Origin of the sequence: Mesorhizobium sp. M0514, assembly GCF_040321145.1 — a bacterium.
Lineage (GTDB): Bacteria > Pseudomonadota > Alphaproteobacteria > Rhizobiales > Rhizobiaceae > Mesorhizobium.
The window spans coordinates 1-25,433 of record NZ_JAMYQZ010000090.1 but is presented as its reverse complement, the minus strand read 5'-3'; the positions used below and the strand labels follow the sequence as shown (position 1 = coordinate 25,433).

General features: G+C 64.4%; 32 protein-coding genes and 3 pseudogenes. 15 read left to right on the top strand and 20 right to left on the bottom strand.

All coding sequences use genetic code 11. From position 1 onward, the window contains the following. The 3 genes from NKI61_RS27060 to rsmI form a co-directional block, all read right to left on the bottom strand. A partial coding sequence (locus tag NKI61_RS27060) for a transposase (protein ID WP_502899924.1) occupies positions 1-758 on the bottom strand: 758 nt, incomplete at its 3' end. Positions 759-838: 80 nt separating this feature from the next. Beyond that, a complete protein-coding gene (locus NKI61_RS27055; protein ID WP_023698068.1) occupies positions 839-1,216 on the bottom strand; it encodes a YraN family protein in 378 nt (125 codons plus the stop codon). Beyond that, complete coding sequence (gene rsmI, locus NKI61_RS27050; protein ID WP_023752806.1) at positions 1,209-2,117, bottom strand: 16S rRNA (cytidine(1402)-2'-O)-methyltransferase; 909 nt, start codon at positions 2,115-2,117, stop codon at positions 1,209-1,211. The genes NKI61_RS27055 and rsmI overlap by 8 nt, the downstream gene beginning before the upstream one ends. A 173-nt stretch (positions 2,118-2,290) precedes the next feature. Between rsmI and NKI61_RS27045 the strand changes: the two genes are divergently transcribed. Continuing rightward, the gene (locus NKI61_RS27045; RefSeq protein WP_023687558.1) at positions 2,291-2,476 is read left to right on the top strand and encodes a hypothetical protein; all 186 of its coding nucleotides are present in this window, start codon (positions 2,291-2,293) and stop codon (positions 2,474-2,476) included. A 79-nt stretch (positions 2,477-2,555) separates the two neighbouring features. On the opposite strand, the pseudogene NKI61_RS27040 reads toward NKI61_RS27045, so the two are convergent. The 6 genes and pseudogenes from NKI61_RS27040 to rph form a co-directional block, all read right to left on the bottom strand. After that, positions 2,556-2,690, bottom strand: a pseudogene (locus NKI61_RS27040) (EamA family transporter); the annotation flags it as partial. Between the two features lie 200 nt (positions 2,691-2,890). After that, positions 2,891-3,198, bottom strand: a pseudogene (locus NKI61_RS27035) (low molecular weight protein tyrosine phosphatase family protein). 6 nt (positions 3,199-3,204) lie between these two features. Then, positions 3,205-4,362: a radical SAM family heme chaperone HemW gene (hemW, locus tag NKI61_RS27030; RefSeq protein ID WP_352841731.1), complete on the bottom strand. Its 1,158-nt coding sequence runs from the start codon at positions 4,360-4,362 to the stop codon at positions 3,205-3,207. Then, positions 4,362-5,009 carry an RdgB/HAM1 family non-canonical purine NTP pyrophosphatase gene (gene rdgB, locus NKI61_RS27025; RefSeq protein ID WP_352841729.1) on the bottom strand — a complete coding sequence of 216 codons (648 nt, stop codon included), beginning with the start codon at positions 5,007-5,009 and terminating at the stop codon, positions 4,362-4,364. Before rdgB ends, hemW begins: the two co-directional genes overlap by 1 nt. Beyond that, on the bottom strand, positions 5,009-5,419 hold the full coding sequence (locus NKI61_RS27020) for a VOC family protein (protein ID WP_352841727.1): 411 nt from the start codon (positions 5,417-5,419) through the stop codon (positions 5,009-5,011). Before NKI61_RS27020 ends, rdgB begins: the two co-directional genes overlap by 1 nt. 190 nt (positions 5,420-5,609) lie before the next feature. Then, the gene (rph, locus tag NKI61_RS27015) at positions 5,610-6,326 is read right to left on the bottom strand and encodes a ribonuclease PH (protein WP_352652519.1); all 717 of its coding nucleotides are present in this window, start codon (positions 6,324-6,326) and stop codon (positions 5,610-5,612) included. A gap of 155 nt (positions 6,327-6,481) precedes the next feature. On the opposite strand from rph, the gene hrcA reads away from it, so the two are divergent. The 3 genes from hrcA to NKI61_RS27000 all read left to right on the top strand — a co-directional run bounded on the left by hrcA (position 6,482) and on the right by NKI61_RS27000 (position 9,261). Then, the gene (hrcA, locus tag NKI61_RS27010) at positions 6,482-7,567 is read left to right on the top strand and encodes a heat-inducible transcriptional repressor HrcA (protein WP_023681233.1); all 1,086 of its coding nucleotides are present in this window, start codon (positions 6,482-6,484) and stop codon (positions 7,565-7,567) included. A gap of 36 nt (positions 7,568-7,603) precedes the next feature. Then, the gene (locus NKI61_RS27005; protein ID WP_023672050.1) at positions 7,604-7,804 is read left to right on the top strand and encodes a hypothetical protein; all 201 of its coding nucleotides are present in this window, start codon (positions 7,604-7,606) and stop codon (positions 7,802-7,804) included. Between the two features lie 107 nt (positions 7,805-7,911). After that, a complete protein-coding gene (locus NKI61_RS27000) occupies positions 7,912-9,261 on the top strand; it encodes a PQQ-dependent sugar dehydrogenase (RefSeq protein WP_352841725.1) in 1,350 nt (449 codons plus the stop codon). Positions 9,262-9,284: 23 nt separating this feature from the next. On the opposite strand, the gene NKI61_RS26995 is transcribed toward NKI61_RS27000, so the two are convergent. Continuing rightward, a complete protein-coding gene (locus tag NKI61_RS26995) occupies positions 9,285-10,190 on the bottom strand; it encodes a hypothetical protein (RefSeq protein ID WP_352841723.1) in 906 nt (301 codons plus the stop codon). A 178-nt stretch (positions 10,191-10,368) separates the two neighbouring features. On the opposite strand from NKI61_RS26995, the gene NKI61_RS26990 reads away from it, so the two are divergent. The 3 genes from NKI61_RS26990 to NKI61_RS26980 all read left to right on the top strand — a co-directional run bounded on the left by NKI61_RS26990 (position 10,369) and on the right by NKI61_RS26980 (position 12,966). Continuing rightward, positions 10,369-10,986 (top strand): LysE family translocator, encoded by a 618-nt coding sequence (locus NKI61_RS26990; RefSeq protein WP_352841721.1) that lies wholly within the window; start codon positions 10,369-10,371, stop codon positions 10,984-10,986. Between the two features lie 179 nt (positions 10,987-11,165). Continuing rightward, positions 11,166-12,140, top strand: coding sequence for a cysteine synthase A (gene cysK, locus NKI61_RS26985; protein WP_352841719.1), 975 nt, complete (start codon positions 11,166-11,168; stop codon positions 12,138-12,140). A 199-nt stretch (positions 12,141-12,339) separates the two neighbouring features. Continuing rightward, positions 12,340-12,966: a glutathione S-transferase family protein gene (locus tag NKI61_RS26980; RefSeq protein WP_352841717.1), complete on the top strand. Its 627-nt coding sequence runs from the start codon at positions 12,340-12,342 to the stop codon at positions 12,964-12,966. 9 nt (positions 12,967-12,975) lie between these two features. Here the strand turns inward: NKI61_RS26980 and NKI61_RS26975 are convergent, their stop codons facing one another. Then, the gene (locus NKI61_RS26975; protein WP_352841716.1) at positions 12,976-14,220 is read right to left on the bottom strand and encodes an RNA polymerase sigma factor; all 1,245 of its coding nucleotides are present in this window, start codon (positions 14,218-14,220) and stop codon (positions 12,976-12,978) included. A gap of 7 nt (positions 14,221-14,227) precedes the next feature. After that, entirely contained in the window at positions 14,228-14,596 is a 369-nt protein-coding gene (locus NKI61_RS26970; protein WP_023681239.1) for a YciI family protein, read from the bottom strand. Positions 14,597-14,831: 235 nt separating this feature from the next. Between NKI61_RS26970 and NKI61_RS26965 the strand changes: the two genes are divergently transcribed. Both NKI61_RS26965 and NKI61_RS26960 read left to right on the top strand, forming a co-directional pair. Continuing rightward, positions 14,832-15,092: a hypothetical protein gene (locus NKI61_RS26965; protein ID WP_245270838.1), complete on the top strand. Its 261-nt coding sequence runs from the start codon at positions 14,832-14,834 to the stop codon at positions 15,090-15,092. Beyond that, the gene (locus NKI61_RS26960) at positions 15,008-15,301 is read left to right on the top strand and encodes a RidA family protein (RefSeq protein ID WP_245270836.1); all 294 of its coding nucleotides are present in this window, start codon (positions 15,008-15,010) and stop codon (positions 15,299-15,301) included. The genes NKI61_RS26965 and NKI61_RS26960 overlap by 85 nt, the downstream gene beginning before the upstream one ends. Here the strand turns inward: NKI61_RS26960 and NKI61_RS26955 are convergent. From NKI61_RS26955 to NKI61_RS26945, 3 genes are all read right to left on the bottom strand, one after another. After that, complete coding sequence (locus NKI61_RS26955) at positions 15,264-15,518, bottom strand: hypothetical protein (RefSeq protein ID WP_031246056.1); 255 nt, start codon at positions 15,516-15,518, stop codon at positions 15,264-15,266. The two genes, NKI61_RS26960 and NKI61_RS26955, sit on opposite strands and share 38 nt — an antisense overlap. A gap of 61 nt (positions 15,519-15,579) precedes the next feature. Next, complete coding sequence (locus tag NKI61_RS26950) at positions 15,580-16,005, bottom strand: thiol-disulfide oxidoreductase DCC family protein (protein ID WP_031198306.1); 426 nt, start codon at positions 16,003-16,005, stop codon at positions 15,580-15,582. Positions 16,006-16,184: 179 nt separating this feature from the next. Continuing rightward, the gene (locus NKI61_RS26945; RefSeq protein WP_196813601.1) at positions 16,185-16,334 is read right to left on the bottom strand and encodes a hypothetical protein; all 150 of its coding nucleotides are present in this window, start codon (positions 16,332-16,334) and stop codon (positions 16,185-16,187) included. Positions 16,335-16,679: 345 nt separating this feature from the next. Here NKI61_RS26945 and ku point away from each other — a divergent pair, with 345 nt between their 5' ends. Next, positions 16,680-17,546: a non-homologous end joining protein Ku gene (ku, locus tag NKI61_RS26940; RefSeq protein ID WP_023748231.1), complete on the top strand. Its 867-nt coding sequence runs from the start codon at positions 16,680-16,682 to the stop codon at positions 17,544-17,546. A gap of 11 nt (positions 17,547-17,557) precedes the next feature. Then, positions 17,558-20,068, top strand: a complete 2,511-nt coding sequence (ligD, locus tag NKI61_RS26935; RefSeq protein ID WP_352841714.1) for a DNA ligase D — start codon at positions 17,558-17,560, stop codon at positions 20,066-20,068. Between the two features lie 219 nt (positions 20,069-20,287). On the opposite strand, the gene NKI61_RS26930 is transcribed toward ligD, so the two are convergent. Continuing rightward, a complete protein-coding gene (locus tag NKI61_RS26930; RefSeq protein WP_352841712.1) occupies positions 20,288-21,007 on the bottom strand; it encodes an ArsR/SmtB family transcription factor in 720 nt (239 codons plus the stop codon). A 69-nt stretch (positions 21,008-21,076) separates the two neighbouring features. On the opposite strand from NKI61_RS26930, the gene NKI61_RS26925 reads away from it, so the two are divergent. From NKI61_RS26925 to NKI61_RS26915, 3 genes are all read left to right on the top strand, one after another. After that, the gene (locus tag NKI61_RS26925; protein WP_023681245.1) at positions 21,077-21,280 is read left to right on the top strand and encodes a DUF1127 domain-containing protein; all 204 of its coding nucleotides are present in this window, start codon (positions 21,077-21,079) and stop codon (positions 21,278-21,280) included. A gap of 85 nt (positions 21,281-21,365) precedes the next feature. Next, positions 21,366-21,722, top strand: coding sequence for an NIPSNAP family protein (locus NKI61_RS26920; protein WP_352841710.1), 357 nt, complete (start codon positions 21,366-21,368; stop codon positions 21,720-21,722). Continuing rightward, on the top strand, positions 21,719-22,063 hold the full coding sequence (locus tag NKI61_RS26915) for an antibiotic biosynthesis monooxygenase family protein (RefSeq protein WP_352841708.1): 345 nt from the start codon (positions 21,719-21,721) through the stop codon (positions 22,061-22,063). The genes NKI61_RS26920 and NKI61_RS26915 overlap by 4 nt, the downstream gene beginning before the upstream one ends. A gap of 160 nt (positions 22,064-22,223) precedes the next feature. Here NKI61_RS26915 and mbfA read toward each other — a convergent pair whose 3' ends face one another. Further along, on the bottom strand, positions 22,224-23,207 hold the full coding sequence (gene mbfA / locus NKI61_RS26910) for an iron exporter MbfA (RefSeq protein ID WP_352841706.1): 984 nt from the start codon (positions 23,205-23,207) through the stop codon (positions 22,224-22,226). A gap of 164 nt (positions 23,208-23,371) precedes the next feature. Here mbfA and NKI61_RS26905 point away from each other — a divergent pair, with 164 nt between their 5' ends. After that, positions 23,372-23,692, top strand: a complete 321-nt coding sequence (locus tag NKI61_RS26905) for a hypothetical protein (RefSeq protein WP_023681249.1) — start codon at positions 23,372-23,374, stop codon at positions 23,690-23,692. Between the two features lie 117 nt (positions 23,693-23,809). Here the strand turns inward: NKI61_RS26905 and NKI61_RS26900 are convergent. From NKI61_RS26900 to NKI61_RS26890, 3 genes and pseudogenes are all read right to left on the bottom strand, one after another. Next, positions 23,810-24,181, bottom strand: a pseudogene (locus NKI61_RS26900) (endonuclease domain-containing protein). Positions 24,182-24,277: 96 nt separating this feature from the next. Next, positions 24,278-24,649 carry a hypothetical protein gene (locus NKI61_RS26895; RefSeq protein ID WP_023681251.1) on the bottom strand — a complete coding sequence of 124 codons (372 nt, stop codon included), beginning with the start codon at positions 24,647-24,649 and terminating at the stop codon, positions 24,278-24,280. Between the two features lie 315 nt (positions 24,650-24,964). Continuing rightward, positions 24,965-25,312, bottom strand: coding sequence for a hypothetical protein (locus NKI61_RS26890; RefSeq protein WP_352841702.1), 348 nt, complete (start codon positions 25,310-25,312; stop codon positions 24,965-24,967). Between the last annotated feature and the right edge of the window lie 121 nt (positions 25,313-25,433).

Sequence of the window (25,433 nt, the reverse complement as noted above, 5' to 3'; positions counted from 1 at the left end):
GCCTCGGATTTGCGCAAGGCGATCAGGCGCATCTTCACAGGCTCGCCCTTCTTGAGTGCCAGCCGGGCAGGCGTTTCGCAGACTTCCTCCCGGCAGCTCTCCAGGTAGCCGATGAGATCGAACGCCCTGCCGTTGGCGTCGAGCCATCGCGCGTTTTTCCACGACGCGCGCACAACAACATCGCCGCCTTGCGCCATCACCTTGGCGATCCGCTCGGCCTGCAGATAGGCGCGGTCACCGATGCGGATCTCGCCCGGCACCACCGGCACGCGGTCGATCAACTCGGCCTCGCTCTGGTCGGTGATCTCGAGGAAGTCGAACTGCTCGCGCTCAAGCTCAAAGGCGCAGTGCATGCGCCAAAGACCATTGTTCTTCTTCTCATACGCACCGGCCTTGGCAACCGCTGTCGCATCGAGGATGCGAACCAGTCGGCCTTTGGCCAAACCTGCATCCTCGCGCTTCAAAAGGTGCCCAATCAACTGCTGCAGCCATGGTCCTGCATTGCGCAGCCGGCCAAGCAACGCCACGTCTGAAATGTCGGCAATCCCGCTCGCCGCCGCCCAGGCCACGACGCCCCGCATGCCAACCTTGCCAAGGCAGTAAGCCAGTGTCAGGCGCAACAGGTCGCTCGCCGACCTGACGCCGCGCGGGCGCAGGAACGCCTTCGTCTCGCGGGCACTTCCTGCGATCAACTCTTCGCCGCCGAGAAGCTCAATCGTCTCGGCCCAGCCGTCATCAACAAGCGATTCGTGTGTCATCGCAGTGTAGAATCACACCCGATTCCGCAGGGCAATACCTATCTTAGCGCCTATGCCCACAAGGGGGAGGGTAAAGGCCGCTAACTCCTCCCAAAAAACGCGTTCTCGACATGCACCGGCCAGCGCCAGGGCAGCACCGCGATCATGTCGAAGCGCATCGACAATCTGCCGTAGTCCGGCTGCCGCGACAGCCAGATGTCGGCGGCGCCCTCGATGCGGCGCTCCGATTCGTGGCCGATCGCCTCCATCGCTTCCATCAGCGTGCGCCGCGCCTTGACCTCGACGAACAGCACCAGGTCGCCGCGCCTGGCGATCAGGTCGATCTCGCCGAAGCGGGTGCGATGCCGGCGGGCGAGGATGCGATAACCTTTCAGCATCAGCGCCGCTGCCGCCAGCCACTCGCCGCGATGGCCGCGCCGATAGGCTTTTTGGCGGCTGGCGGCCGGGCGCTCAGCCACCTTCGCCTTCTCCAACCGCATCCCTGAGTTCCAGCAGCCGCCGGTAAAGCGCCTGCTTCTGCCCGCCGGTCATCTTCGCCGCCTCCGCCGCCGCCTTGGACGCCGGCATTTCGGCGGCCAGCGACAGCAGCAGCCTGTCGATGTCGGCGGGTTGGTCGGCCTTGATCTCGGCGGGCCCGACGCAGATGACGATTTCGCCCTTCGGCGTATCGGCCGCCGCATAATGATCGGCCAGCGCCTGCAGCGTTCCCGTCCGCATCTCTTCGAAAGTCTTGGTCAGCTCGCGGCCGATGGCGGCCTTGCGCGCGCCGCCCAACGCCTCGACCATGGCGACCAGCGTTTCGGCCAGCCGGCGTGGCGACTCGAAGAAGATCAGCGTTGCCGGCACCGCCCTGAACGTTTCCAGCTTTGTCATCCGCTGCCCTGATTTCACCGGCAGAAACCCGGCAAACAGGAAGGCGTCGGACGGCAGGCCCGACGCCGTCAGCGCCGCCAGCGGCGCCGATGGGCCGGGGATCGGCACCACGCGCAGGCCGCGCTCCAGCGCTTCGCCGACCAGCCGGTAGCCTGGGTCGGAGATCAGCGGCGTGCCGGCATCCGAAATCAGCGCCACGCTCTGCCCGGCCTCGAGTGCCGCGATCAGCTTCGGCCCGGCCTCGCCGGCGTTGTGCTCGTGATAAGCGGTGGTGCGCCGCCGGATGCCGTAGCGATCGAGCAACACGCGCGAGACGCGAGTGTCCTCGCAGGCGACGATGTCGGCGGCGGCCAGCGTCTCCAGCGCGCGCAGCGTGATGTCGGAGAGGTTGCCGATCGGCGTCGCCACCAGATACAGCGCCGGCGCCAGCGACCGGACCGCGATCTCGGTCTGCCCGATCACATAGCTGCGCTTCTCGCCGGTCACCGGGGTCTCTCCATTTCGCCCTGTTTGGCACGGCGCGCGCCGGGTTGCAAAACTCCCGAACGTCGAGCCAAACCTGACGCCGATGTAACCCGGCGGCCATGTCTTTGCCACAGTGGGGAACGAAAGCGTGGCTGGCGGATTGAATACCTGAGTCTCTTGAGGAGGAGGACAGGATGGACAGCCTGGAATTGCAGGACGTTTTCGAGCCCTATTATGCCGAGCGCAAGCGCTTCACTGCGCGAAAGGGCAAGCGTGCGCTCGCCGAAAGCGACACCGGCCTGGCCAGTCGGGCGGCCACCGCCTTGCCGACGAATGTCAGGCTTTCGGACAACAAACCGGACAGCACGACGGAGCACTGACCGTACGATGCCCAATCGTTTCGATATCTTCATCACCCGTCTTGAAACGAAGAGCGCCCGCGAAGGCGCGCCGCCGCATCCGATGAACGACCAGAACAGCGTCCGCCGGGACAAGAGCGACGCCAAGCCGGCCCGGACCGGAGAGGCGCATGCCGAGAAACACCGCGGCAAGCGCCGCTTCAAGCACGACGCTTAGTTTGTCGATCGGTGCAACATCGTCATCCTAGGGCGAAGCAAGGAGCGAAGTGACGCGGCGCAGACCCTATGATCCATTCCGTGACCTCTGCCGAAGGATGCAGCGGCGCAGAATTCTGAACCGCTGCAGCGCCTTAACCTCGCGGCATGAATCCCGGGTGAAGCCCGAGGATGGCGAACGCGGGCGTGGAACGCCCCAACCACATCAGTCAGCCCAGGCTATCGCGTCACCCTCACCTCCAGCAATCGCACCAACTCCGGATCCATGAATCCGTAATCATCCGGGAGCAGATGACGCGGGCCTTCTTCAGGCTCTCCTTGAATTTCTTCTGCAGCTTGGTGCGGTGCGCCTTTTCCATCACGAAGACGATGTCGGCCCAGGCGACCAGCTCATGCGTCAGCGGCGTGTGGGCGTCGTGGTTGGTGCCGGCCGACGCGACCTCGATATCCCTACGTTTGGAGAACACCTGCTCGGCGGTCGGGCTGCGCAAGCGGTTCTGGCTGCAGACGAACAGTACGTTCTTCATCGCGATCTACCGCGCCAAATCCGCCACCACGGCATCGAGCACGATCATGCCGGCTGGCGTGGCGCGTAGCCTGGCATTGCCGATCGGCGCCACCAGCCCCTCATCCTGCAGCACGGCCAGCCGGGCGCTCGACAGGCCGCGCCCGGAAAACGCCTCGTAGCGGGAAAGGTCGATGCCTTCGGCCAACCTCAGCCCCATCAGCAGGAACTCGTCGGCCTCTTCGGAGCGCGTCAGGATCTCGCCGCCGGTGACGCCATGGCCCCTGGCCTCCACCAGATTGGCCCAGGTCTCCGGCATCCGCTCGGCGATCGTCACAACACGGTGGCCGTTCTCGATAAAGCGGCCATGCGCGCCCGGTCCGACGCCGACATATTCGCCATACCGCCAATAGGTCAGATTGTGCCGGCTCTCGGCGCCCGGCCTGGCGTGGTTGGAAATCTCATAGGCCGGCAGGCCATGCGCCGCGGTGACCTCCTGAGTCAGCGCATAGAGATCGGCGGCCCGGTCATTGTCGGGAACGGTAAACTTGTGCGCCGCATGCAGCGCATGGAACGGCGTGCCTTCCTCGATGGTCAGCTGGTAGAGCGACAGATGGTCGGCGGCATGGCCGATCGCCTGTTCGAGCTCCGCCTGCCAGTCGTCCAGCGTCTGGCCGGGGCGGGCGTAGATCAGGTCGAAGGAGAGTCTTGGGAATATGTCCCGTGCCAGGCCAATTGCATGCAGCGCCTCGTCGACATTGTGCAGCCGGCCGAGGAAGCGCAGATCCTTGTCGTTCAGCGCCTGCACGCCGAGCGACACGCGGTTGACGCCGGCCGCGCGGTAGCCGTGAAAGCGCTCGGCCTCTACCGAAGATGGATTGGCTTCCAGCGTCACCTCGATGCCGTCGGGCACCGTCCAGTTCTTCGCCACGGCGTCCAGCACCGCCGCCACCGTCTGCGGCTGCATCAGCGACGGTGTGCCGCCGCCGAGAAAGATGCTGGTCACTTCGCGCGCCCCGGTCCGCTCGCGCATCGTCTTCAGCTCGGTCTCGAAGGCGCGGGCAAAGCGCTCCTGGTCGACCGGCTGGTGGCGGACATGGCTGTTGAAGTCGCAATACGGGCATTTGGCCGCGCAGAACGGCCAGTGGATATAGACGCCGAAGCCCGGGCTGCGGTCCAGCGACATCAGGCTGAGCCTAACCTGGCGCGGGCGAATTTCTGGAAGGCGCGGCCGCGGTGCGAAAGCGCCGTTGCCTGGCCGGGCTTCCAGCCATGCTTTTCCTCAGCGATCATCTCGCCGAACGTCTTGTCGAAACCGTCGGGCAAAAACACCGGGTCGTAGCCAAAGCCCAGTTCGCCGCGCGGCGGCCACACCAGCGTTCCCTCAGCCTCGCCGCGATAATATTCAGCCTCGCCATCGGGGAAGGCCAAGCAGATGACGGCGACGAACCGCCCCTTGCGCTGCGCTGGCTCGGCGGCGCCGACCTCCTGCAAGGCCACTTCGGTGCGCTGCATGGCGATGCCGAAGTCGCGGCTGCCGTCGGGAGCTTCGGCCCAATTGGCGGTGTAGACGCCGGGAGCGCCGTCGAGCGCGTCGACGCACAGGCCCGAATCGTCCGACAGCGCCGGCAGGCCGGTCGCCTTAGCCGCGGCGAAGGCCTTGATGTAGGCGTTTTCCTCGAAGGTGGTGCCGGTCTCCTCCGGTTCCGGCAGGCCGTAGTCCTTGGCCGACTTCGCCTCGAAGCCGAACGGACCCATCAAGTCGGCGAATTCGCGCAGCTTGCCTTCATTGTGGCTGGCAACGACGATCTTCTTTCCATCGAGAGAATGCATCAAAGGCCCCAGATCCTTGGCTCGGCGAATTCGATCGAATTGCCCGAGGGGTCGCGTATGTAGATCGAGCGCCCGCCCTGCGGCCATTCGAATTCGCTTTCGATGGCGATGTTTTTCGCCTCAAGTTGCGCCTTCCACTGTGCGAGTTCATCCGCACTTGCGGCAAAGCAGAGATGGCCCTCGCCGACCGTGCCATGTGGCGGCACTTTCAGCCGCGCATCGGGCGCCGGCGGGATTTTGGTGGCTTCGGCGTTGAAGATGAGCAGCACGCCCGGGCCGCAGCGGAAGAAGAGATGGCGGCCGTCGACCTTGCCGAGGAGAGGGAGGCCGAGGACATCGGAGTAGAAGGTCTCGGCAGCGGCGAGATCCGTGACGTAAAGCGCTGACTCAAGAATAGCGGAGGGTTGCATCAGGCACCCCCCTCTGCCCTGCCGGGCATCTCCCCCGCAAGGGGGGAGATTGGCAGTTCCGCTGGCGGCGTCTCAACGTTGATGGTTGGCGAAAACGGTAGCGACCTCTGATCTCCCCCCTTGCGGGGGAGATGGCCGGCAGGCCAGAGGGGGGTGTGAAGGATCGCCGACGTCATCACGTTAAATTCAATCAGGCCACAGCCATCTGCTGCAAGCTCACCAGCCGCTGAATGCCCTTCTTGGCCAGGCCCATCAACTCCGCGAACTGCCCTTCCGAGAACGGCTCGCCCTCGGCGGTGCCCTGGATCTCGACGATGCCGCCCTTGCCGGTCATGACGAAATTGGCGTCGGTGCCGGCAGATGAATCCTCGATGTAGTCGAGGTCGATGACCGGCTGGCCGTCATGGATGCCGCAGGAAATTGCCGCGACATGGTCCTTCAGCACCTTGGCAACACTGGCCATCTGCCGCGCTTCCATCCAGCGCAGGCAATCGTAGAGCGCCACCCAGCCGCCGGTGATCGAGGCCGTGCGGGTGCCGCCATCGGCCTGGATGACGTCGCAGTCGACGGTGATCTGCTGTTCGCCCAGTGCCTGCAGGTCGACAACGGCGCGCAAGGAGCGGCCGATCAGCCGCTGGATTTCCAGCGTGCGGCCGCCTTGCCTGCCGGCCGAGGCTTCACGGCGCATGCGCTCGCCGGTCGAACGCGGCAGCATGCCGTATTCCGCCGTCACCCAGCCCTTGCCGGAATTGCGCATCCAGCCTGGCACCTTTTCCTCCAGGCTCGCCGTGCACAACACATGCGTGTCGCCGAATTTCACCAGGCACGAGCCTTCCGCGTGTTTGGAGACGCCGCGCTCGAAGGAGATGGCGCGCATTTCGTCGGCTTGGCGTTTAGAAGGGCGCATCGAGGCCTCTTTCTGTTCTTTTACGGTTGCGTCGGCGGCTTGTAGACGCATGCAGCCCATGGCGCAAAGGAAAAGGCCGGGCGATCTGGCACAGACGCCGGGTTGCGCGGGGGCGATGGAAGTCTATATCCTTGAGCCGGAGGTTTTTGGCTCGAATGACCAAGGCAGTCACCGAACCCAGTCTGCTGGCGCCCGCGCTGCAATCGCTCGACATGCGTTCGCGCGACATTTTCCGGCGCATCGTCGAATCCTATCTAAAGGACGGTGAGCCTGTGGGATCGCGCAGCCTGTCGCGCATCCTGCCGTCGTCGCTGTCGCCGGCCACCATCCGCAACGTGATGAGCGACCTCGAGCATCTCGGCCTGATCTATGCCCCGCACATCTCGGCCGGGCGCCTGCCGACCCAGACCGGCCTGCGCTTCTTCGTCGATGCCTTCATGGAGCTTGGCGATCTCTCCGACGAGGAACGCCGGGTCATCGAGGCGCAGGTGCGCGCCTCCGGCTCGGGCGCGACGCTGGAACACATGCTGACCGAGGCCAGCCAGATGCTGTCGGGCATGTCGCGCGGCGCCGGCCTGGTGCTCGCCACCAAGAACGAGGTGGCGCTGAAGCACATCGAGTTCATCCAGCTCGAGCCGACCAAGGCGCTGGCGGTGATGGTGTCGCAGAATGGCGATGTCGAGAACCGCGTCGTCGACCTGCCGGCCGGCATCACCGTCTCGCAGCTGCACGAGGCCTCCAACTTCCTCAACGCCCATATCAGGGGCCGCACGCTCGCCGAGGCGCGCATCGAGATCGCCCGCATCAAGGACGAGACCAGGGCAGCGCTGGACACGCTGTCGCAGGATCTGGTCGAGAAAGGCCTGGCGGTGTGGGCCGGCGCCGATAGCGGCCTGCCGGCGCGCCTTATCGTGCGCGGCCGCGCCAATTTGCTCGAAAACGTCACCGCCCAGGCCGATATCGAATTGCTGCGCCACCTGTTCGAGGATCTGGAGACGCAGGACGGGCTGATCCAGCTGCTCGACCTCGCCGAGGACGGCCCCGGCGTGCGGATCTTCATCGGCTCGGAAAACAAGCTGTTCTCGCTCTCCGGCTCGTCGCTGGTCGTGGCGCCTTACCGCGACAAGGACGCCCGCGTCGTCGGCGCGCTCGGCGTCATCGGCCCGACCAGGCTGAATTATGCCCGCATCGTGCCTATGGTCGACTACACTGCGCAATTGATTACCCGGATGTTAAGATAATTCGAAAGCCGGGATCACCGTAAAGGAGGGCGCAGAATGGCGCTTGAATCGTTCAAGGCCCAGATCAGCATGCTGCTCGAAGAAATGGTCAACCAGCCGGAGGACGAGCACGAAATCCAGGAGCAGCTGCGCGAAAAACTGCGCGAAATGCGCGCCATGGGCTTGCCGCTGCCGGAAGATCTCGTCGCATTGGAAAAGCGTCTCGACGACGATCTCGACGTCGAAGAGGAAAGTTGAGCGGTTCTCTCGTCGAATCTGCGCGCGCACGCTTCTCTTTTGCGGCGGCCGCACAATATCTCCCTTGTGCATGACGCGCCGACCGGCGCGAGTTCGAGGAGAACAGCATGATCCGGATTGCCGGCTTGGCAGGCCTTGCCCTGCTTCTGGCCACCAGCGCCTTCGCCCAGGAGGCCGATCAACCGCTGCTGACCGGCAAAGACGCTTTCGGCGACTGGACGGCCGACAAGCCAGGTGTGCGCCGGCTGATCAAGCCGGATGATCTGCAAAAGCCCAACATCACCGAATCCGCCTCCAACAGCGCCGGCCTTGGCGATCGGCCCGAGGGCGCGAAGCCCGTCCTGCTGCCTGGGTTTTCGGCCGAACTGGTTGCTTCCGGCATTTCCAATCCGCGGGTCGTGCGCGTGGCGCCGAACGGCGACCTGTTCGTCGCCGACAGTGACGCCAACCAGATCCGCGTCTATCGGCTGGCCAAGGGTAGCGCGAAGCCGGCCGAAGAGGGCATTTTTGCCGACAATCTCAACCAGCCCTATGGCATCGCCTTCTACCCGCCTGGCGACAAGCCGCAATGGGTCTACGTCGCCAACAACGACAGCGTGGTCCGCTACGCCTATCGCGACGGCGACCTTAAAGCCTCCGTCGAACCGGAGACGATTGTCTCCGACATCCCTACCGGCGGCCACTGGACCCGCGATATCGCCTTCTCGCCGGACGGGAAGACGCTGTATCTCTCGGTCGGCTCCGGATCGAACGTCGCGGAGGGCATGCAGAAGGCACCGAAGGGCGGCCTTGACGCCTGGGCAAAATCACAGCCACTCGGCGCCACCTGGGGTTCCGAGGATGGCCGTGCCGACGTGCTGGCCTTCGGCCCCGACGGCAAGAATGGCCGCATCCTCGCTACCGGCCTGCGCAATTGTTCGGGCATGACCGTGCAACCGGCCACCGGCGCGCTGTGGTGTGTCGTCAACGAGCGCGACGGTCTCGGCGACGATGTGCCGTTCGAATATGCCACCTCAGTCAAGGACGGCGCCTTCTATGGCTGGCCCTGGTATTATATCGGCGCCAACGAGGACCCGCGTCACGAGGGCGCGCGCCCAGACCTCGCCGGCTCGGTCACCGTGCCCGACGTGCTGATGCAGGCGCATTCGGCGCCGCTCAACATCGCCTTCTATGACGGCGGCAATTTCCCGGCAGAGTACAAGGATGACGCCTTCGTCGCCCTGCACGGCTCCTGGAACCGTGGTATGAGGACCGGCTACAAGGTGGTGCGGCTGAGATTCAGCGACGGCAAGCCGACCGGCGAGTACCAGGATTTCATCACCGGCTTCGTCCTCTCCGACGACGCCGTCTGGGGCCGGCCGGTCGGCGTCGCGGTGGCCAAGGACGGCGCGCTTATCGTCACCGAGGATGGCAACGGCACCATCTGGCGCATCACCCATGTCGACGGCCCGTCCTGAGCCGGCGAACTGCGCAACCGGCCCTAATGTACGTCCCGATGGATCACCTTGGGATAGGTATGGATCACCTCGGCCGATGAGACACGGTCATCGAAACCGGTATCCCTGAGATTGAAGAGGCCGACCGAGCCGAAGGACTTCTTCGCCCCTTGCGCGAAGCGGCCGTCGCTGAAATCGTGTTCGTAAAGCGTCACCGTGACGTGGCCGGCATTGAGCTTCGGCACGTAAACACTGCTGATGGTGTCGTTGGCGACGCCAAGCTGGTTGACGTTGAAGCGATAGAGGTCCTGCACCATGCGCCGGGCCGCATTGCCAATGATCATCCAGTATTCGCGGCGCGAAGCGCGGTTCGGGTCGATGAGTTTGAGCGGCGCCTTGCGGCCAAGCCCGAGCCAGTGCTCGAACACCATCACATTGGCGCCCCAGGGATAGGGATAATTGGACTTGTCGATGATGCGTGGCGGGCCATCCTCGGCAATCTCGGCGGTATCTACATAGTCCAGCCATTGCAGCTGGAACGACGCTTCCACGTTGAGGTCGGTGTTGCGCGGATCGGCAGCGACGATGCGCCAGTCGGAGACCGGCGGATATTTGGTGTCGAGGTCGATGTAGAATTCGCCTTTGGCGGTGTCGTCGGGGTCTATCTTTTGCGGTCCGTCACGCTCGATCGCCACCAGTCGCACCTTGAACCGGTTGTTGACGACCAGCGGATAGATCATCGGACGAATGGGGTGAGCGCCAGGGTCCCGGCTGTCGGTAAAATATCCAGTCTGCGGAACGACATCGCTATCGCCCTTGTCGAACAGGCTGAAAGCCTGACGCCCCTCGAACCACAGATACCATTCCAGCTCGTGGACGTGACCGCGTGCTTCGGAATAGTTGTTGGGCATCCACTTCATGAGCTGGATGTGAAGTCTTTTGGCTAACATGGGTGCTCCTGCCGTTCGGAGCCATGCGAGATAGCCGACCGCCTTCGGGGCGTAAGTGAACCATCTCTCGCTTTCAGGCGATGATGACCGGCTTTCATGTCCTGGTTGGCGCAATCGAATCCGTTTTGCCGTTGCAGGCTTTCATGGCATCAGAGTCGTTTCACGAGGTGCGACCGTCATGACCCTCACCGGCTTCCTTGCCTATAGTGCTGCGCTGGGCATCGCCGCCGCCATTCCCGGCCCCGGCGTCACCGCGCTTGTGGCGCGGGCGCTCGGATCCGGCTTCCGCTCGTCGCTGGCGATGTCGTTCGGCCTGATGCTCGGCGACCTCATTTATCTCACCGCGGTGGTGCTCGGCCTTGCCTTTGTCGCGCAAAGCTTCGGCATGGTGTTTCTCGTCATCAAATGGCTGGGCGTCGCCTATCTCGCCTTCCTCGGCTGGCGTTTCTGGACGGCCGGGATCACGCCCGAGACTGTCGAGGCCAGGAAAGGCAAGGGCGGCCTGGTATCGAGCTTCTTTGCCGGCCTCACCGTCACGCTGGGCAACCCGAAAACGATGATCTTCTACGTCGCCATCACGCCGACCATCGTCGACCTGAAGACCATCACGCTCGCCGACTACGGCATCCTGGTCGCGCTCACCGTTATCGTGCTCTTTGTGGTGTTGGTGCCCTATCTTGCGCTGGCCGCCAAGGCGCGCTGGTTCCTGAAATCGCCACGCGCGCTGAAGGCGCTGAACCGCACCGCCGCCGGCTTCATGGTGGGCGCGGCCGCAGCCATTGCCGCACGTCAGTAGATCGGTTCAGGCCCATCCATTCCGCCGATCGGTCCATCCGGAAAATGCGGCTTGAGGAGACAAGCGTTTTCAGCAAGCGGCCCACTCGATATTTTCGGCCGGCAGCCTATCTTGCGCGGGCGAAAGCCCTATTCTGTCCGCCGACGCCAATTGCCTGATCTGATTTGGGAGCGAAACCAATGAACAAGCCTTCCGCGCGCGTGCCCGGCCGCGGCCGTGTCTACAACTCGATCACCGAGACGATCGGCGACACGCCGCTGGTGCAGCTCGACAAGTTCGCCAAGGAGAAGGGCGTCGTTGCCAACCTTCTTGCCAAGCTCGAATTCTTCAATCCGATCGCCTCGGTCAAGGACCGCATCGGCGTTGCCATGATCGAGGCCCTGGAAGCGTCGGGCCGGATCAAACCCGGCAAGACGACGCTGATCGAGCCGACCTCGGGGAATACCGGCATCGCGCTCGCCTTCGCCGCCGCCGCCAAGGGCTACAAGCTGATCCTGACCATGCCCGAAACCATGTCGGTGGAGCGCCGCAAGATGCTGGCGCTGCTCGGCGCCGAACTGGTGCTGACGGAAGGGCCGAAAGGCATGAAGGGCGCCATCGCCAAGGCCGACGAACTGGCCGCCACCCTGCCTGACGCCGTCATCCCGCAGCAGTTCGAAAACCCGGCCAACCCGGAGATCCACCGCCGCACCACCGCCGAGGAGATCTGGAACGACACCGATGGCGGGGTCGACATCTTCGTCGCCGGCATCGGTACCGGCGGCACGATCACCGGCGTCGGCCAGGTGCTGAAGCAACGCAAGCCCTCGGTGCATGTCGTCGCCGTCGAGCCGGAGGCCTCGCCGGTGCTGTCGGGCGGCCAGCCCGGCCCGCACAAGATCCAGGGCATCGGCGCCGGCTTCGCGCCCAAGATCCTCGACACCTCGATCTATGACGAGATCGTCAAGGTCTCCAACGAGGATTCGGTCGCCAACGCCCGCCTCGTCGCCCGCCTTGAAGGCGTGCCGGTCGGCATCTCGTCGGGCGCCGCCCTGCAAGCGGCGATCGTCGTCGGCTCGCGGCCGGAGAACAAGGGCAAGAACCTTGTGGTGATCATCCCGTCCTTCGCCGAGCGCTATCTGTCGACGATCCTGTTCGACGGGCTGGGCGCTTAACGTCTCAACGGGATAGCGGGGATCCTTCGCACCCCCCTCCGCCCTGCCGGGCATCGGGGGGTGCTGTCCCTCCGACATCGGAAGTCTCATGGCTGGACCGCAGAAAACCCGGCTGTGGCGTCCGCCACCGGCTTGAGCGGGAGGCGGCTTCAGGGTCAAATCGCCCCGGCCTGCTTCGTGTGGGCAGGGGGAGAATCTCATGTACAAACTTTACACGCGCCCAGGCAGCGGCGGTTTTGTCGTCGAGGCCGCATTGGCGCTGGCAAACGCGCAATTCGACCAGATCGATGTGCCCAAGAAGGATCCGCCGGACCAGGCCTTCCTCGACATCAGCCCGTTGAACCAGGTTCCGGTGCTGACCTTGCCCAACGGTCAATCGATAACCGAATCGGCGGCGATCTGCATCCTGCTTGCCGAGCGCCATCCGGAGGCGGGTCTGGCGCCGGCCGCCGGATCGCCGGATCGCGCCGGTTTCCTGCGCTGGATGGCGTTCATGTCGTCGGTGCTCTACCCCGCCATCCTGCGCCTCTACTATGCCCATCGCTACACCACCGATGCCGACGGCAAGAAAGCCGTCAAGCAGGCAGCCATTGCCGAGATGGACCGCGGCTTCGCCATTGTCGATGCAGCCCTCGAGGGGCGCGGCTGGCTGGTCGGCGACGCGATGTCGCTGGCCGACATCTACCTCGTCATGCTGGTGGCCTGGCACCCCGATATGGACAAGGCGCGAGCCGACTGGCCGAACATCGAACGCTTATGGTCGGCGCTGCGCGCGCATCCGCTGATGAAACGGCTCAACACCACGCATGAGATGTGGCCGGCCTGAACGGACGCTTCAATTTCGCAGGGTCGCCCGTTTCGCCTGCAGGAAGCGGCGCACGGCGGGGTCGCGTTCAAGGCCAATCGCCCGGTCATAGGCTTCGACCGCTTGCGCCGCATTGCCGAGCCTGGCCAGCAGGCCGGCGCGAGCGGCCCAATAGGGCTGATAGTCGTTGAGCCGCTTGTCGTCGCCCAGCACGTAGAGCGCCGCCAGTCCTGCCGCCGCCCCTTCGGCCTCGGCAATCGCCACGGCGCGGTTGATCGAAATCACCGGCGAGCCTGATATCGCCGACAGCGCATCGTAGAAGTTACGGATCGCCGCCCAATCGGTTTGGCCGGTCCGTCGCCGCGTCGCATGCACCGATTGTACCGCCGCTTCGAGCTGATAGCGGCCGATGACGCCCATGTCGGCGGCGCGGCCCAGCAGCGCCTCGGCTTCGTCGATCAGCGCGTGATCCCAAAGACGGCAATCCTGGTCGGCGAGCGGCACATAATCTCCAGCCGCATCGCGCCGCGCCGGGCGCCGCGCCTCGGCAAACAGCATCAGCGCCAGCAGGCCGAGCGCTTCCGGTTCGTCCGGCATCAGTGACGCCACCAGCCGCCCGAGCCAGATGCCTTCGGTCGCCAGATTGCGCGCTCTCGTCTCGGTCCCTGCCGGGTCGGTCCAGCCTTCGGCGAAAGCCGCGTAGATCGCTTCCAGCACCGTTCCCAGCCGCTCGCCGAGTTCGGCGCGATCCGGCACGCGGAACGGAATGCCGATCTCGCGGATGCGGCTCTTGGCGCGCACCAGACGCTGGCCCATCGTCGCCGGCGAAACCAGGAAGGCCGAGGCGATCGTCGCCGCGTCGAAACCCAGAATGGTCTGCAGGATCAGCGGCGCCCGCACGCTGGCTTCGATCGCCGGATGCGCACAGGCAAACATCAGCCTGAGACGTTCGTCGGGAAGGTCTTCGTCTTCCATGCTCGCCTCCATCTCCTCGGCCATCAGCTTGAGATGGTCGCGGCTCGCCTCGCTGGTCAGCCGACGGCGCACCGCGTCGACGCGCCGCCGGCGCGCCACGGCCAGCAGCCATGCTTCCGGCTTGTCGGGCACGCCGGTCTGTGGCCAGCGCTCCAGCGCCGCGGCGAAGGCCTCGGCCAGCGCGTCCTCGGCGCCGGCCACGTCGCGGGTGCGCGCCGCTAGCCAGGCGACCAGCTTGCCGTAACTCTGCCGGGCGGCCGCTTCGGCCGCCGCCCGCGCGATCTCCGGGCGATTGTCCATCACGGTGTCATTTCTTGGGCATGTAGTCGGCCATTTCCCAGATCGGCCGCAACTCGACCGTGCCGGCGCTCGCCGCCGGACAGCGCGCCGCCCAGTCGATGGCGGTATCGATATCGGCCGCCTCGATCATGTAGAAGCCGGCAAGCTGCTCCTTGGTGTCGGCATAGGGGCCGTCGATCACGTTGGTCTTGCCGTCTGTGATCCGCACCGAGGTGGTCGCCTGGGTCGGGCGCAACCGTTCGCCGGCGAGCCATGCGCCGGATTTCTTCAACGCTTCGGTATAGGCGGCATAAGCTGCGCTCATCTGCTGAGCCTTCTCGATTGGCGTGTTCGCCTGCGCGGCTTCGTCGCTGTTGATCAAAAGCATGTATCGCATGGGTGTTCTCCCGTGGTTTCGAAGGCCGCGTCCTAGCGGGGCCAGACGTATGTCGCGCGGCGGCGGCCGATTTCGACAGGCTTCAGAAAAAACTTTCGCCTCCGCCAGGAGATTTCGCAAGGACCAGATGTTCCTTCGTCTGCTGGCGGATGACCGGCAGCGGACTGGCCGTGGCTCCGCACAGCACTATCCTCTGTCGTTGGCGGGCAGGTCACACGAGGCATGGGAGATGAGAATGGAACTCGTGACCCACAAGAAATTCAAGAACGGCCGGTTGATGCCATGGGGCAAAGGCACGGTCGTCAGCGGTGCGAAAGGCACCGTCTATCTCTGCGGCAACACCGCGACATCGGCTGACTACGATCCGGCCGGCAAGAAGGGTGGCGGCTTCGCCGGCGATGCCACGGCGCAGTGGCGCAGTGGCGGGAAGTTCTCGGCAACATCAAATCGGATCTGGAAGAACTTGGCAGCGGGCTCGACCATCTCATCAGGCTGACCTTTTTCGTCAAAGGGCCATTTCCCGACGGCGGCGTCCTCAGCTCGCCTAATTTTCGTCTCGACGTGCTGGACGCGTTTTTCGCCGAGTATTGTCCGAAGCATTGCAGCGACAACAATCCGCCGCCTTCGGAGGTAATCGGCGTCGCAGCGCTTGCCCAGGCAGACATCGTCATCGAGATCGTCGCCGTCGCGGCGCTGCCGGACTGAGGCGCGAACGAACAGGCCGGCCTTGCGCGAGGTCACCGTTGCGACCGAAGCGCGCCGGCACGAGCTGCGCCGCCGCGCCGGTGCGGGCGTTGCACAAGGCCTCGGCTTTGGCCAGTGAGCGCCCGGCGACGAGCAGGATCAGGCGTGGCTCGCTCTCCAGCAATTGCACGATGCGGCCGCCGAAAATGCCATAGCCGCCAACGACCAGAAGCCTCATCGCGCCGCTCTTTTTGCGTATGTCGTTCCCGGAACCGAGGTCACTTTTGGGTGACATGCGATTAGCCGATCACGCGCGCACGTATCGCGGCGGACAGGATCTCGCAACTGTCCTTGCGGCCGAACATGGCGTAGCGGTTTTTGGCGATGCGTTCGTAGAGCCAGTCACGCAAGGGGCGCGGGATGAGCAGCAGGGCCTTCGCCGCCCGCCACGGCCAGCCGAGTTCGGCCATCACCGCGATGAAACTGTCCAGCCGGATGAAGGGAGCGCCGCCGACAAGGACCAGATTGGTCTCGTAGCTGTCGGTGCGCAGCCCGTATCTCTGGAACAGCGCCTCGCCGAAGGGCGACTGCGCCGTGGCGAAGCGGAAGCGGTTTTTGCGGTCGAGCCCGACCACCGTGCGTACGAAGCCCGAGCACAGCACGCAGACGCCGTCGAAAACGATCAATGGCTGGCTGGCATCGAAGGGTTCAGGAGAAGAAGTCACGGGACGTCCGGCAGCTTGTGTCTTCAGACACTAAGCCCGCCGGCAGCGGGATCAAAGCCGCGGCGTTGTCGCACGGCTTCTCGCGGCCAGCGCGGGGCGCTCGGCGCGATAGGTGGTTGCGCGGGGATCGGCCTCCGGTCTGCAGATCCGGCTGTCGTGACGCGTTTCGAATGTCATGATCAATGCGCGCCGAGCGAGCTGCCGCGACGGGCGCAGGCCGGACCCGGGCCGCGCATGTAGTAGCGCTCCGGCCGATAGGTCGGCGCGATGAACTCGCGGATGGCGGCGGCATAGCCGGCGATGTGGCCCCAGAATTTCATTTTACTCAAGTCCCTGTCCCGATTTTCGGATGTCCCGTCCGATTGCGGGGATCATAGTGTCGAGGCGTGAATAGTCGGTGAACACGATGTTAATCTTTGGTCGAAAACCCCATGCTTCGTGGCCGGAATGCGGCTGTTTGGGGGTCTTTCGGTGTGGTTCGTCGCCATTTCCGGCACTGTGACTTTTGCATCACATATGTTTCGTCTGGATGTCGCTTGGGCGCGGTTCTGTTTCAGATTTGGCGAGCCTCTCGAAATTTCCATGCTCGCTGCCGAAATGCCCCTGGTTGCGCGCCCGGAACCGGAACGGGCCTTGCCCGTTCTCGCTTGAACCGCATCGCGCAGGAGTTCGCCATGGCACCTCGCCCCGCCTGGAAGGGCTATCTGAAACTGTCGCTGGTCACCTGCGCTGTCGAACTGACCAACGTCGTCACCCACGCCGAAAAAGTTTCGTTCCGGGTGCTCAACCGCAAGACCGGCAACACGGTCAAGCGCATCTATGTCGATTCTGAAACCGGCAAGCCGCTGGGCGATGGCGACGAGATCAGGGGCTATGAGGTGAGCCCCGGTGAGTTCGTCCATATCGAGGACGAAGAGATCGAAGCGGTGCAGATCGAGTCCTCGCACACGATGGCGCTGGATGGCTTCGTCGACAAAGCCTCGATAGAGCAGATCTATCTCGACACGCCCTATTATGTCACGCCCGCCGACAAGGTTTCGGAGGAGGCCTTTGCCGTCATTCGCGATGCCATGGCGGACAAGAAGATGGCCGGGCTGGCGCGCGTCGTGCTCTATAGCCGCGAGCGGCCCGTGGTCATCGAGCCGCGCGGCAAAGGCATGGTGCTGACCACCTTGCGCTACGGCAACACGGTGCGGGAGCCGGAGAGCATCTTCGGCGACATCAAGGCGGTGAAGACCGACCAGGAGATGACCGATATGGCCGAACGCATCATCGACAAGAAGAAGGGGAAGTTCGATCCGTCGACATTCGAGGACAAGTTTGAGGACGCGCTGCTCGAACTGATCCGCGCCAAGAAGGCCGGAAAGAAGGCTCCGAAAGCGCAGGCCGCGCCCAAGCCGTCCAATGTCGTCAATCTGTTCGACGCGCTGAAGAAGAGCCTGTCCGATGGCGGCCAGGCGGAAGTCTCGGCGAAGAAGGCCAAGCCGGCGGCAAAAAGCGGCAAGGCGAAAGCTTCTGCGCCCAAGCGCAAGTCGGCTTGAGGGTCGGCGCCGTGGCCAGCCTCGAACAATATCAGTCCAAGCGCGATTTCAAGAAGACGGCCGAGCCGGGGGGCAAGGTCGCGCGCGGCAAGCAGCCCGGCGGCATCTTCGTCGTCCAGAAGCACGACGCGACCAGGCTGCACTATGATTTCCGCCTCGAGCATGAGGGCGTGTTGTGGAGCTGGGCGGTGACGCGAGGCCCGAGCCTCGACCCGCACGAAAAGCGGCTGGCCGTGCATGTCGAGGACCACCCGATCGACTATGCCGGCTTCGAGGGCACCATTCCCAAGGGCGAGTATGGCGGCGGCACCGTCATCGTCTGGGACGAAGGCACATGGACGCCAGAGATCGACCCCGCCAAGGCGATGAAGAAGGGCCATATCGACTTCGAACTCAACGGCCAGAAGCTGAATGGGCGGTGGCATCTGGTCAGGTTAAGACCCCGCCCTGGCGAAAAGCGCGACAACTGGCTGCTGATCAAATCCGACGATGCCGCCGCCCGCCCCGGCGAGGATATCCTGAAGGACGCACCGAAATCGGTGAAGTCCGGCCTGACCATCGAAGAGGTCGCGGAAGGCAAGACCGCCGACGGCAAGAAGCCGAAGGTCTGGCACTCCAACAAGCCTGCGGCATCCAGCAAGGCGAAAGCCGGCAAGCGCCTCGACTTCGTCGAGCCGCAACTGGCGACGCTGGAGCGCGAGGCGCCGCCCGGCGAGGACTGGCTGCATGAGGTCAAATTCGACGGCTACCGCATGCAGGCGCAGATCGCCGGCACGGAGGTGCGGCTGCTGACCCGCACCGGCCTCGACTGGACGGAGAAATTCGGCCCTGAGATCGTCGCGGAACTGGCCCAGCTGAAATGCAGCGACGCCATCATCGACGGCGAGATCGTCGTGCTCGCCGACAGCGGCGTTTCGTCTTTCTCGCTGCTTCAGCAGGATCTCTCCGCCAATCGAACCGACCGCTTCACCTACTATGTGTTCGACCTTATGCGGCTTGACGGCAACGATTTGCGCCGCGAGCCGCTGGTCGAGCGCAAGCAGGCGCTGCAGGAGCTGCTCGGCGAGACGGCCGAAAATGCCCCCGTCCGCTTCAGCGACCATTTCGCCGAGCCCGGCAAGATCATGCTGCAGCACGCCTGCCGCATGGGCCTTGAAGGCATCGTCTCCAAGCGCGCCGATGCGCCCTACCGCAGCGGCCGTGGCCCAAGCTGGGTGAAGTCGAAATGCACGGCCCGCCAGGAATTCGTCATCGGCGGGTATCTGCCCTCGGACAAGACCGGCCGCGGCCTGCGCTCGCTGCTGGTCGGCTACCACGAGGGCGGCAAGCTCCACTATGCCGGCCGCGTCGGCACGGGCTTCACAGCCAGGAGCGCCACCGATCTGAAGAAAAAACTCGATGCGCTGAAGGCAGTCGCCTCGCCCTTTGCCGCCGCCGTGCCGAAGGGCAAGGGCCTGGTCTGGGTCAGGCCCGAACTTGTCGGCGAAGTGGAGTTCCGCAGCTGGACGTCGGACCGTATAATACGCCACGCGTCGTTCCAGGGACTGCGCGAGGACAAGCCGGCGGAGGAAGTCGTGCAGGAAAAGCCATCGAAGGCGGCGAACAAGGCAAAGCCGGCGGCAAGCAGCGCCGGCAAGGCCGCCGGGGCTAAGGCGCCCGCGACGATCACGACCAGCGTAAAACTATCCCATCCCGACAAGCTGCTGTGGCCCGAGGAAAAAATATCCAAACAGGCTTTGCTCGAACACTACGCGCTGGTCTGGCCGCGCATGGAGCAGTTCATCGTCAACCGGCCGCTCAGCCTGGTCAGGGCGCCGGATGGCATCGGCGGCCCGCGCTTCTTCCAGAAACATGCTTCGGCCGGCATGAGCGACAAGATTGCCCGGATGAAGGACCCGACCGATGGCGAGGAAATCCTGTTCATCCGCGATTTCGACGGCCTTGCCGCTCTGGTCCAGTATGGCGTGGTCGAGGTCCACATCTGGGGCTGCAAGATCGAGGAGCTGGAAAAGCCGGATCAGATCATCTTCGATCTCGATCCCGATGAAGGCGTCGACGTCAAGGCGGTGCGCGAGGCCGCACTCGACATCAGAGGCAAGCTCGACGATCTGTCGCTGCCGAACTTCGTCAAGCCGTCAGGCGGCAAGGGCTATCACGTGCTGGTGCCGCTGAAACCCTCGGCGGATTGGGAGGAAGTCAAAACCTTCTCCCATGATTTCGCCAAGGCGCTGGAGCAGGCCGCGCCCGACCGCTACACGGCGACGCTGTCGAAAAAGGCGCGCACCGGAAAAATCTTCGTCGACTATCTGCGCAACGGCAGGGGCTCGACCACCGTCGCGCCCTACTCTTCCCGCGCCAAGAAGGGCGCGACGGTCTCGGTACCGGTGACGTGGGCGGAGGTTGAAAAGGGGCTGGCGCCGAATTCCTTCCCGATCGGCGACAAGACGACGCTGAAGGAATTGGAGAAGGCCGATCCGTGGGCGGATTTCTTCGAGCAGGCGAAGGTGCTGAAGCGGGGGTGAGCGTCGCGCGCCTCACCTGCTACGCAAGCGTTCCGTCACACCCCCCTCTGTCCTCAAGGGGGGAGATTGGCAGCTTCGAGGCGCAGCTCACCTTTACGATGTTCGAGATTGGCGAAAGCTGTTGAGCGCGTAATCTCCCCCCTTGAGGGGGAGATGGCCGGCAGGCCAGAGGGGGGGTGCTGTTCCCGCCAGCGTCGCCCAATTAGCGCTGCCGAACCTCTACGCCAAAAACACCCGCTCGAACGCCTGCTTCCCCGGCGGTGAAAACACCACCGCGCGGCTGTCCTTCTCCCGCCTTGCCCATTTCTCCGCCAGGATCTTGTCCAGAATAGCCGCGCCCAGCGTTCCCGCAAGGTGCGAGCGGCGCACGCTCCAGTCGAGGCAGGCGCGGCAGACCGGCCGGCGCGGCTTGACGCCGACATCGATACCGAGGGCCGAAAAATATGACGCCGCCGACGGCCCGAGCCTGATCTCCCCCGGCCGGATCTGCCCCGGCCTGATCTCCCCGAGCCTCATCTCATTGTCGTCGCGCAACAGGATGCCGCGCGCGACGAGGCGGTCGAGCATCGCCACCGCATGTTCGCCGGCGAGGTGGTCGTAGCAGACGCGGGCGACGCGCATCGCGCCGTCGCGCGGGCCGGGCCGCACGCGCTTGGGGCCGACCGCTTCGGCCACCCCGGTGATCGCCTCGATCATGCCTGCCACCTGCGGCCCTGCGAGGCCGTAATAGCGATGCCGGCCCTGGCTGGCCAAGGTCAGCAGCCCACCCTCCATCAGTTTCGACAGATGCGAGGACGCCGTCGGCAGCGAGACGCCGGCCTCCAGCGCCAGTTCGCTGGCCGTCAAAGCCGTGCCGCCCATCAGCGCATTCAGCATGTTTGCCCGCGCCGGATCGCCGACCAGGCTGGCAATGCGGGCAATGTCGGGTCCTTCACGCATAGTTAGGTCTCCATCGAAGCATTCTCGTCAGATAAGCATTATTGTCGGGCGGGATCAAGGAGAACGCCGATGCCAACCGCTTCCGCCCCATTCGCCGACCGCCGGCCTTTTCCATTCGTCACCTGGCTGCAACGGCGGCTGCTCGCCCGCTGGTACGACCGCCACCTGCAGCGGCTCGATCTCGCGGAGATCGACGACCATCTGCTGCGCGATCTCGGCCTGACCCGTGAGGATGTGCGCCGCGAATGCGCAAAATCCTTCTGGCAGGCCTGACCGCCAGCGCTTTTGCTTAGCAGACCCTGCGGCACAACGTTTCGACGCCGCTCGAACTATCCACGCGAAACCCAAGGAGATCACGATGACCATCACTTGCTTCATCAGCTATGAGATCGACCCGTTCGGCAAGCCGGCCTTCGAGCAATATGCCAAGGCCTGGGGCCAGGCGATCCCGCGCTGCGGCGCCGATCTGATCGGCTACTACGCCCCGCACGAGGGCTCGGCCACCACCGCCTACGCCGCCTACAACATCGACAGCCTCGCGGCCTACGAAGCCTATCGCGCCCGTCTCGCCGCAGATCCGGCGGGCAAGGCCAATTACGAATTCGCCCGCCGCGAAAAGTTCATCTTGAAAGAGGACCGCATCTTCCTGAAGCTGGTGTCGGGGCCGCATGGACCGCGGCAGCTGTTCCAGACCGCGGTCAAGGAGGAGATATGATCGCTGTCATCTTCGAGGTGCAACCGGCTGAGGGAAAGCGCGATGCCTATCTCGGCATCGCTGCCGAACTGCGGCCGCTGCTCGACGGCATAGACGGTTTCATCTCGATCGAGCGGTTTCAGAGCTTGGTCGACCCGAACCGCGTGCTGTCGCTGTCCTTCTGGCGCGACGAGGAAGCGGTCGAGGCATGGCGCAACACGGAAGAGCACCGGCAGGCGCAAAAGGCCGGCCGTGGCGGAATCTTTGCCGGCTACCGGCTGCGCATTGCGCATGTGGTGCGGGACTATGGCCTGACGGAGCGGGATGAAGCGCCGGCGGACAGCCGGGCGGTGAATGGGTGACTAGGTATCGGCGTCGCGCCAGGCCCCCTCATCCGGCCGCTTCGCGGCCACCTTCTCCCCGCTGGGGAGAAGAGACTGGCGCAGGCGTCGAAAACCTCCTCTCCCCTCGGGGAGAGGTCAGCCGAGCGAAGCGGAGGCTGGGTGAGGGGGCGCTTGGCGCTCATGCATTCCCGATCAGCACCCCGGCCGCAAACACCAGCGCCCCGCCCAGCACCACCTGAAACGCCGCGCGCAGGAACGGGGTTTGCATGTAGCGGTTCTGCACGAAGGCGATCGCCCACAATTCGAAGAACACCACGACGGCCGCCACCGCCGTCGCCGTCCAGAAATGCGGGATGATGTAAGGCAGCGCGTGACCGAGACCACCCAGCGTCGTCATGATGCCGACGGTGAGGCCGCGCTTGATCGGCGAGCCACGCCCCGACAGCTTGCCATCGTCGGAAGCGACCTCCGTAAAGCCCATCGAGATGCCGGCGCCGATCGAGGCGGCGAGGCCGACCAGCAGCGTCTGCCAGGTGTCGTGCGTGGCAAACGCTGCGGCAAAGATCGGCGCCAGCGTCGACACCGAGCCGTCCATCAGCCCGGCAAGCCCGGGCTGCACATAGGTCAGGATGAACTGGCGTTGCTCGGCGCTGGCTTCCTCGTCCTTCACCTCGCCCGGCACAAGTTTCTGCTCCAGCCGGTGCGCCGAATTCTCATGGCTTTGCTCGGCCGCGGCCAGGTCGCCGAGCAGTTTCCGCGTCGAGGCATCGCTGGTGCGCTTGGCCGCCTCGACATAGAAGCGATAGGCCTGCCGCTCCATCGCTTCGGCTTGACGCCGCACATGCTCGATGCCGAGCGGCCGCACCAGCCAGTCGGGCTTGCGCTCGTAATAGCCTTTCACGTGCTCGCGGCGCAGCAGCGGAATGCGCTCGCCGAAACGCTTGCGGTAGAGCTCGATCAGGGAATCGCGATGGCCGTCCTCCTCCGCCGCCATCGCCTCGAACACTTTCGCCGATTGCGGAAAACTGTCCGCCAGCCCGTCGGCATAGGCGCGGTAGATGCGCCCGTCATCCTCTTCGGACGAAATTGCCAGGGCCAGGATCTCCTGTTCCGACAGCGTTTCGAAACGACGGCGGCCGAAACCGAAGACACGGGAAAGCATGAGAAATTCACCCCAGTTTAGAACAATTCTAAACTAGGCGCTGCAGTCTCCGTGGTCAATCACCAGTCAAGAAATGTTGAAGCGCCGGATTGCAACGCGCCCTTCATTATCGGCAAATGTTCGCCTATATCGGTCGCGATACGCAAGCGAAAGGCATGAGCAACATGACGGCAAAGCCGCACGACCACTTCGATCCGAAACCCGTCCTTGATCTTATCGCCAGCATCGAGGCCGATTTGCAGCGGCTGAAAGGCCTGGTCGAACAGCAGGTCGAAAAATTCGACCCCGCCAATCCGCACAACAAGGCGCCCGACGGCAAGCTGACCGAGGAGGGCGTCGAATGCTGCTACCGCCTGTTCGACGAAGGCAAGTCGCGCTATTCGGTCGCCCAGCAGATGAAGATCTCGTTTGCCGCCGCGACGCACCGGTTCAATTCCTGGCGCAAGGCGGGCGGGCCGAAGCGGCAGAGGGCGTTGCTGGGATAATTGGCGAAAGCCGCGGGGAAACCCGATCTCCCCCCTCGTGGGGGAGATGGCCGGCAGACCAGAGGGGGGCGCTGTCCCGCCGACCTTTCCCTGCCCAAAGCCCAGCACCGGCACGGTTCAGGATGCGCCTCCAAGCCCAGCCGCAATCACAATATGCTGGCAGACATTGTCGACGTCGCGGATGACGTCGTCATTCCAGAACCGCAGGACGGTCCAGCCATCTTGTTCGAGGTGCGATGTCCGCGTTTCATCACCGGCAGCCGCGCCGGCGTCCGCATGCGGGGAGCCATCGACTTCGATGACCAGCTTCTTCTCCGGGCAAGCGAAGTCGACAATGTAGGCGGCAATCGGAAATTTGTCGCCGGAAGCCAAGCCCCATCAGCCGGTGGCACGAAGTTCGTTCCAGAGCTTGAGTTCGGCTGGCGTCAGGACTTTGCGCATCGATCTGGCGTTTGCGCGATGTCGAGGCGGTAGAGGCGTGTGCGGCATTACGATGCTCGGTGGTTGCCGAGGCTTGCGCTCTATGGCGCCCCCCTCTGTCCTGCCGGACATCTCCCCCACTTGGGGGGAGATTGGCTGTACTTCCTACGGCGTCAGTTCAATTTCCTCCGTCTCGCCGCCATTGCAGGTGTAGCAGCAATCCTCGCATCTTTCCTTGTTGTTGGGGCCGACGCCCCAATAGGTTCCCTCGTCGCCGTCGACCCAGGCGCCGTAGCAGATGGACTCGCCCTCGTCGCACGACACCGGGATCTGCTTGGTCTCGCCATCGTCGAGATAAAAATCCTTGTCGTTGCCCGGCCAGACATAGTCGCGGTCCTGGCTGTAGAGCTCGAGGCGCATGGCGTTGGGATGGCTGTTCTTGACGGCGAAGGTGATGTCGGCGGCGTGAGCGGCCGGCGCAAACAGCGCGGCAAGCGACAGTGCGACGACGACGCGGCGCAGACAAGTGAAAGACATGGTGTTCCCCCGAGGCAAATCGGCCCCCCGGCCGAGGGAATCAGCATCGCATGATGGCGGCTGACATTGAAGGGCGGGGCGTGACTGATTTTGGGGGGATTGGGAAAGGGCGGAACTGCTGATCTCCCCCCTGGTGGGGGAGATGCCTGGCAAGGCAGAGGGGGGCGCTGTCCCGCCGACCTCTCATTCCTGCAGACGCGTCATTTCAATTTTAGGCTTGCTGATCCATACGCTGGCGATCCTTCGCGCCCCCCTCTGCCTTGCCGGACATCTCCCCCACGAGGGGGGAGATCAGCAGCTTCGGCGCCCCGCCCCTCACTCCACCAGATCGATCGTCTCGGTCGTCTTCTCCACGCAGATGAAGCAGCACGTATCGCAAGGCTGGTCATTATCCGGCCCGACCCCGGCGGAGATCGCATCATTGCCGTTGACCCAGGCGCCGTAGCAGATGTTTTCTCCCGGATTGCACGAGATCGGCACCGATTTCTGCGAGCTCGGCTCGATCAGAAACACCTGACCACCACCCGGCCACGACATCTTGCGATCACGGCTGAACAGCTCCACCGCGACCGCCTGCTTGCGCAGGTTCTTGACGAAGAACGCCATATCGGCGGCGTGGGTTGGGGTGGCGAGGAGAAGGGCGGCAAGGGTGAGGCGGAGCATGATGGGGTTTCCGAATCGGAGATGCGAGGGTCGCACGCCGCGAGGGCCGGGCCTAGAGCCACGGCTAGGCAAGTCCCCCTCACCCGGATTGCCAGCCGAATTGCGAAAGGCAATTCGGGGC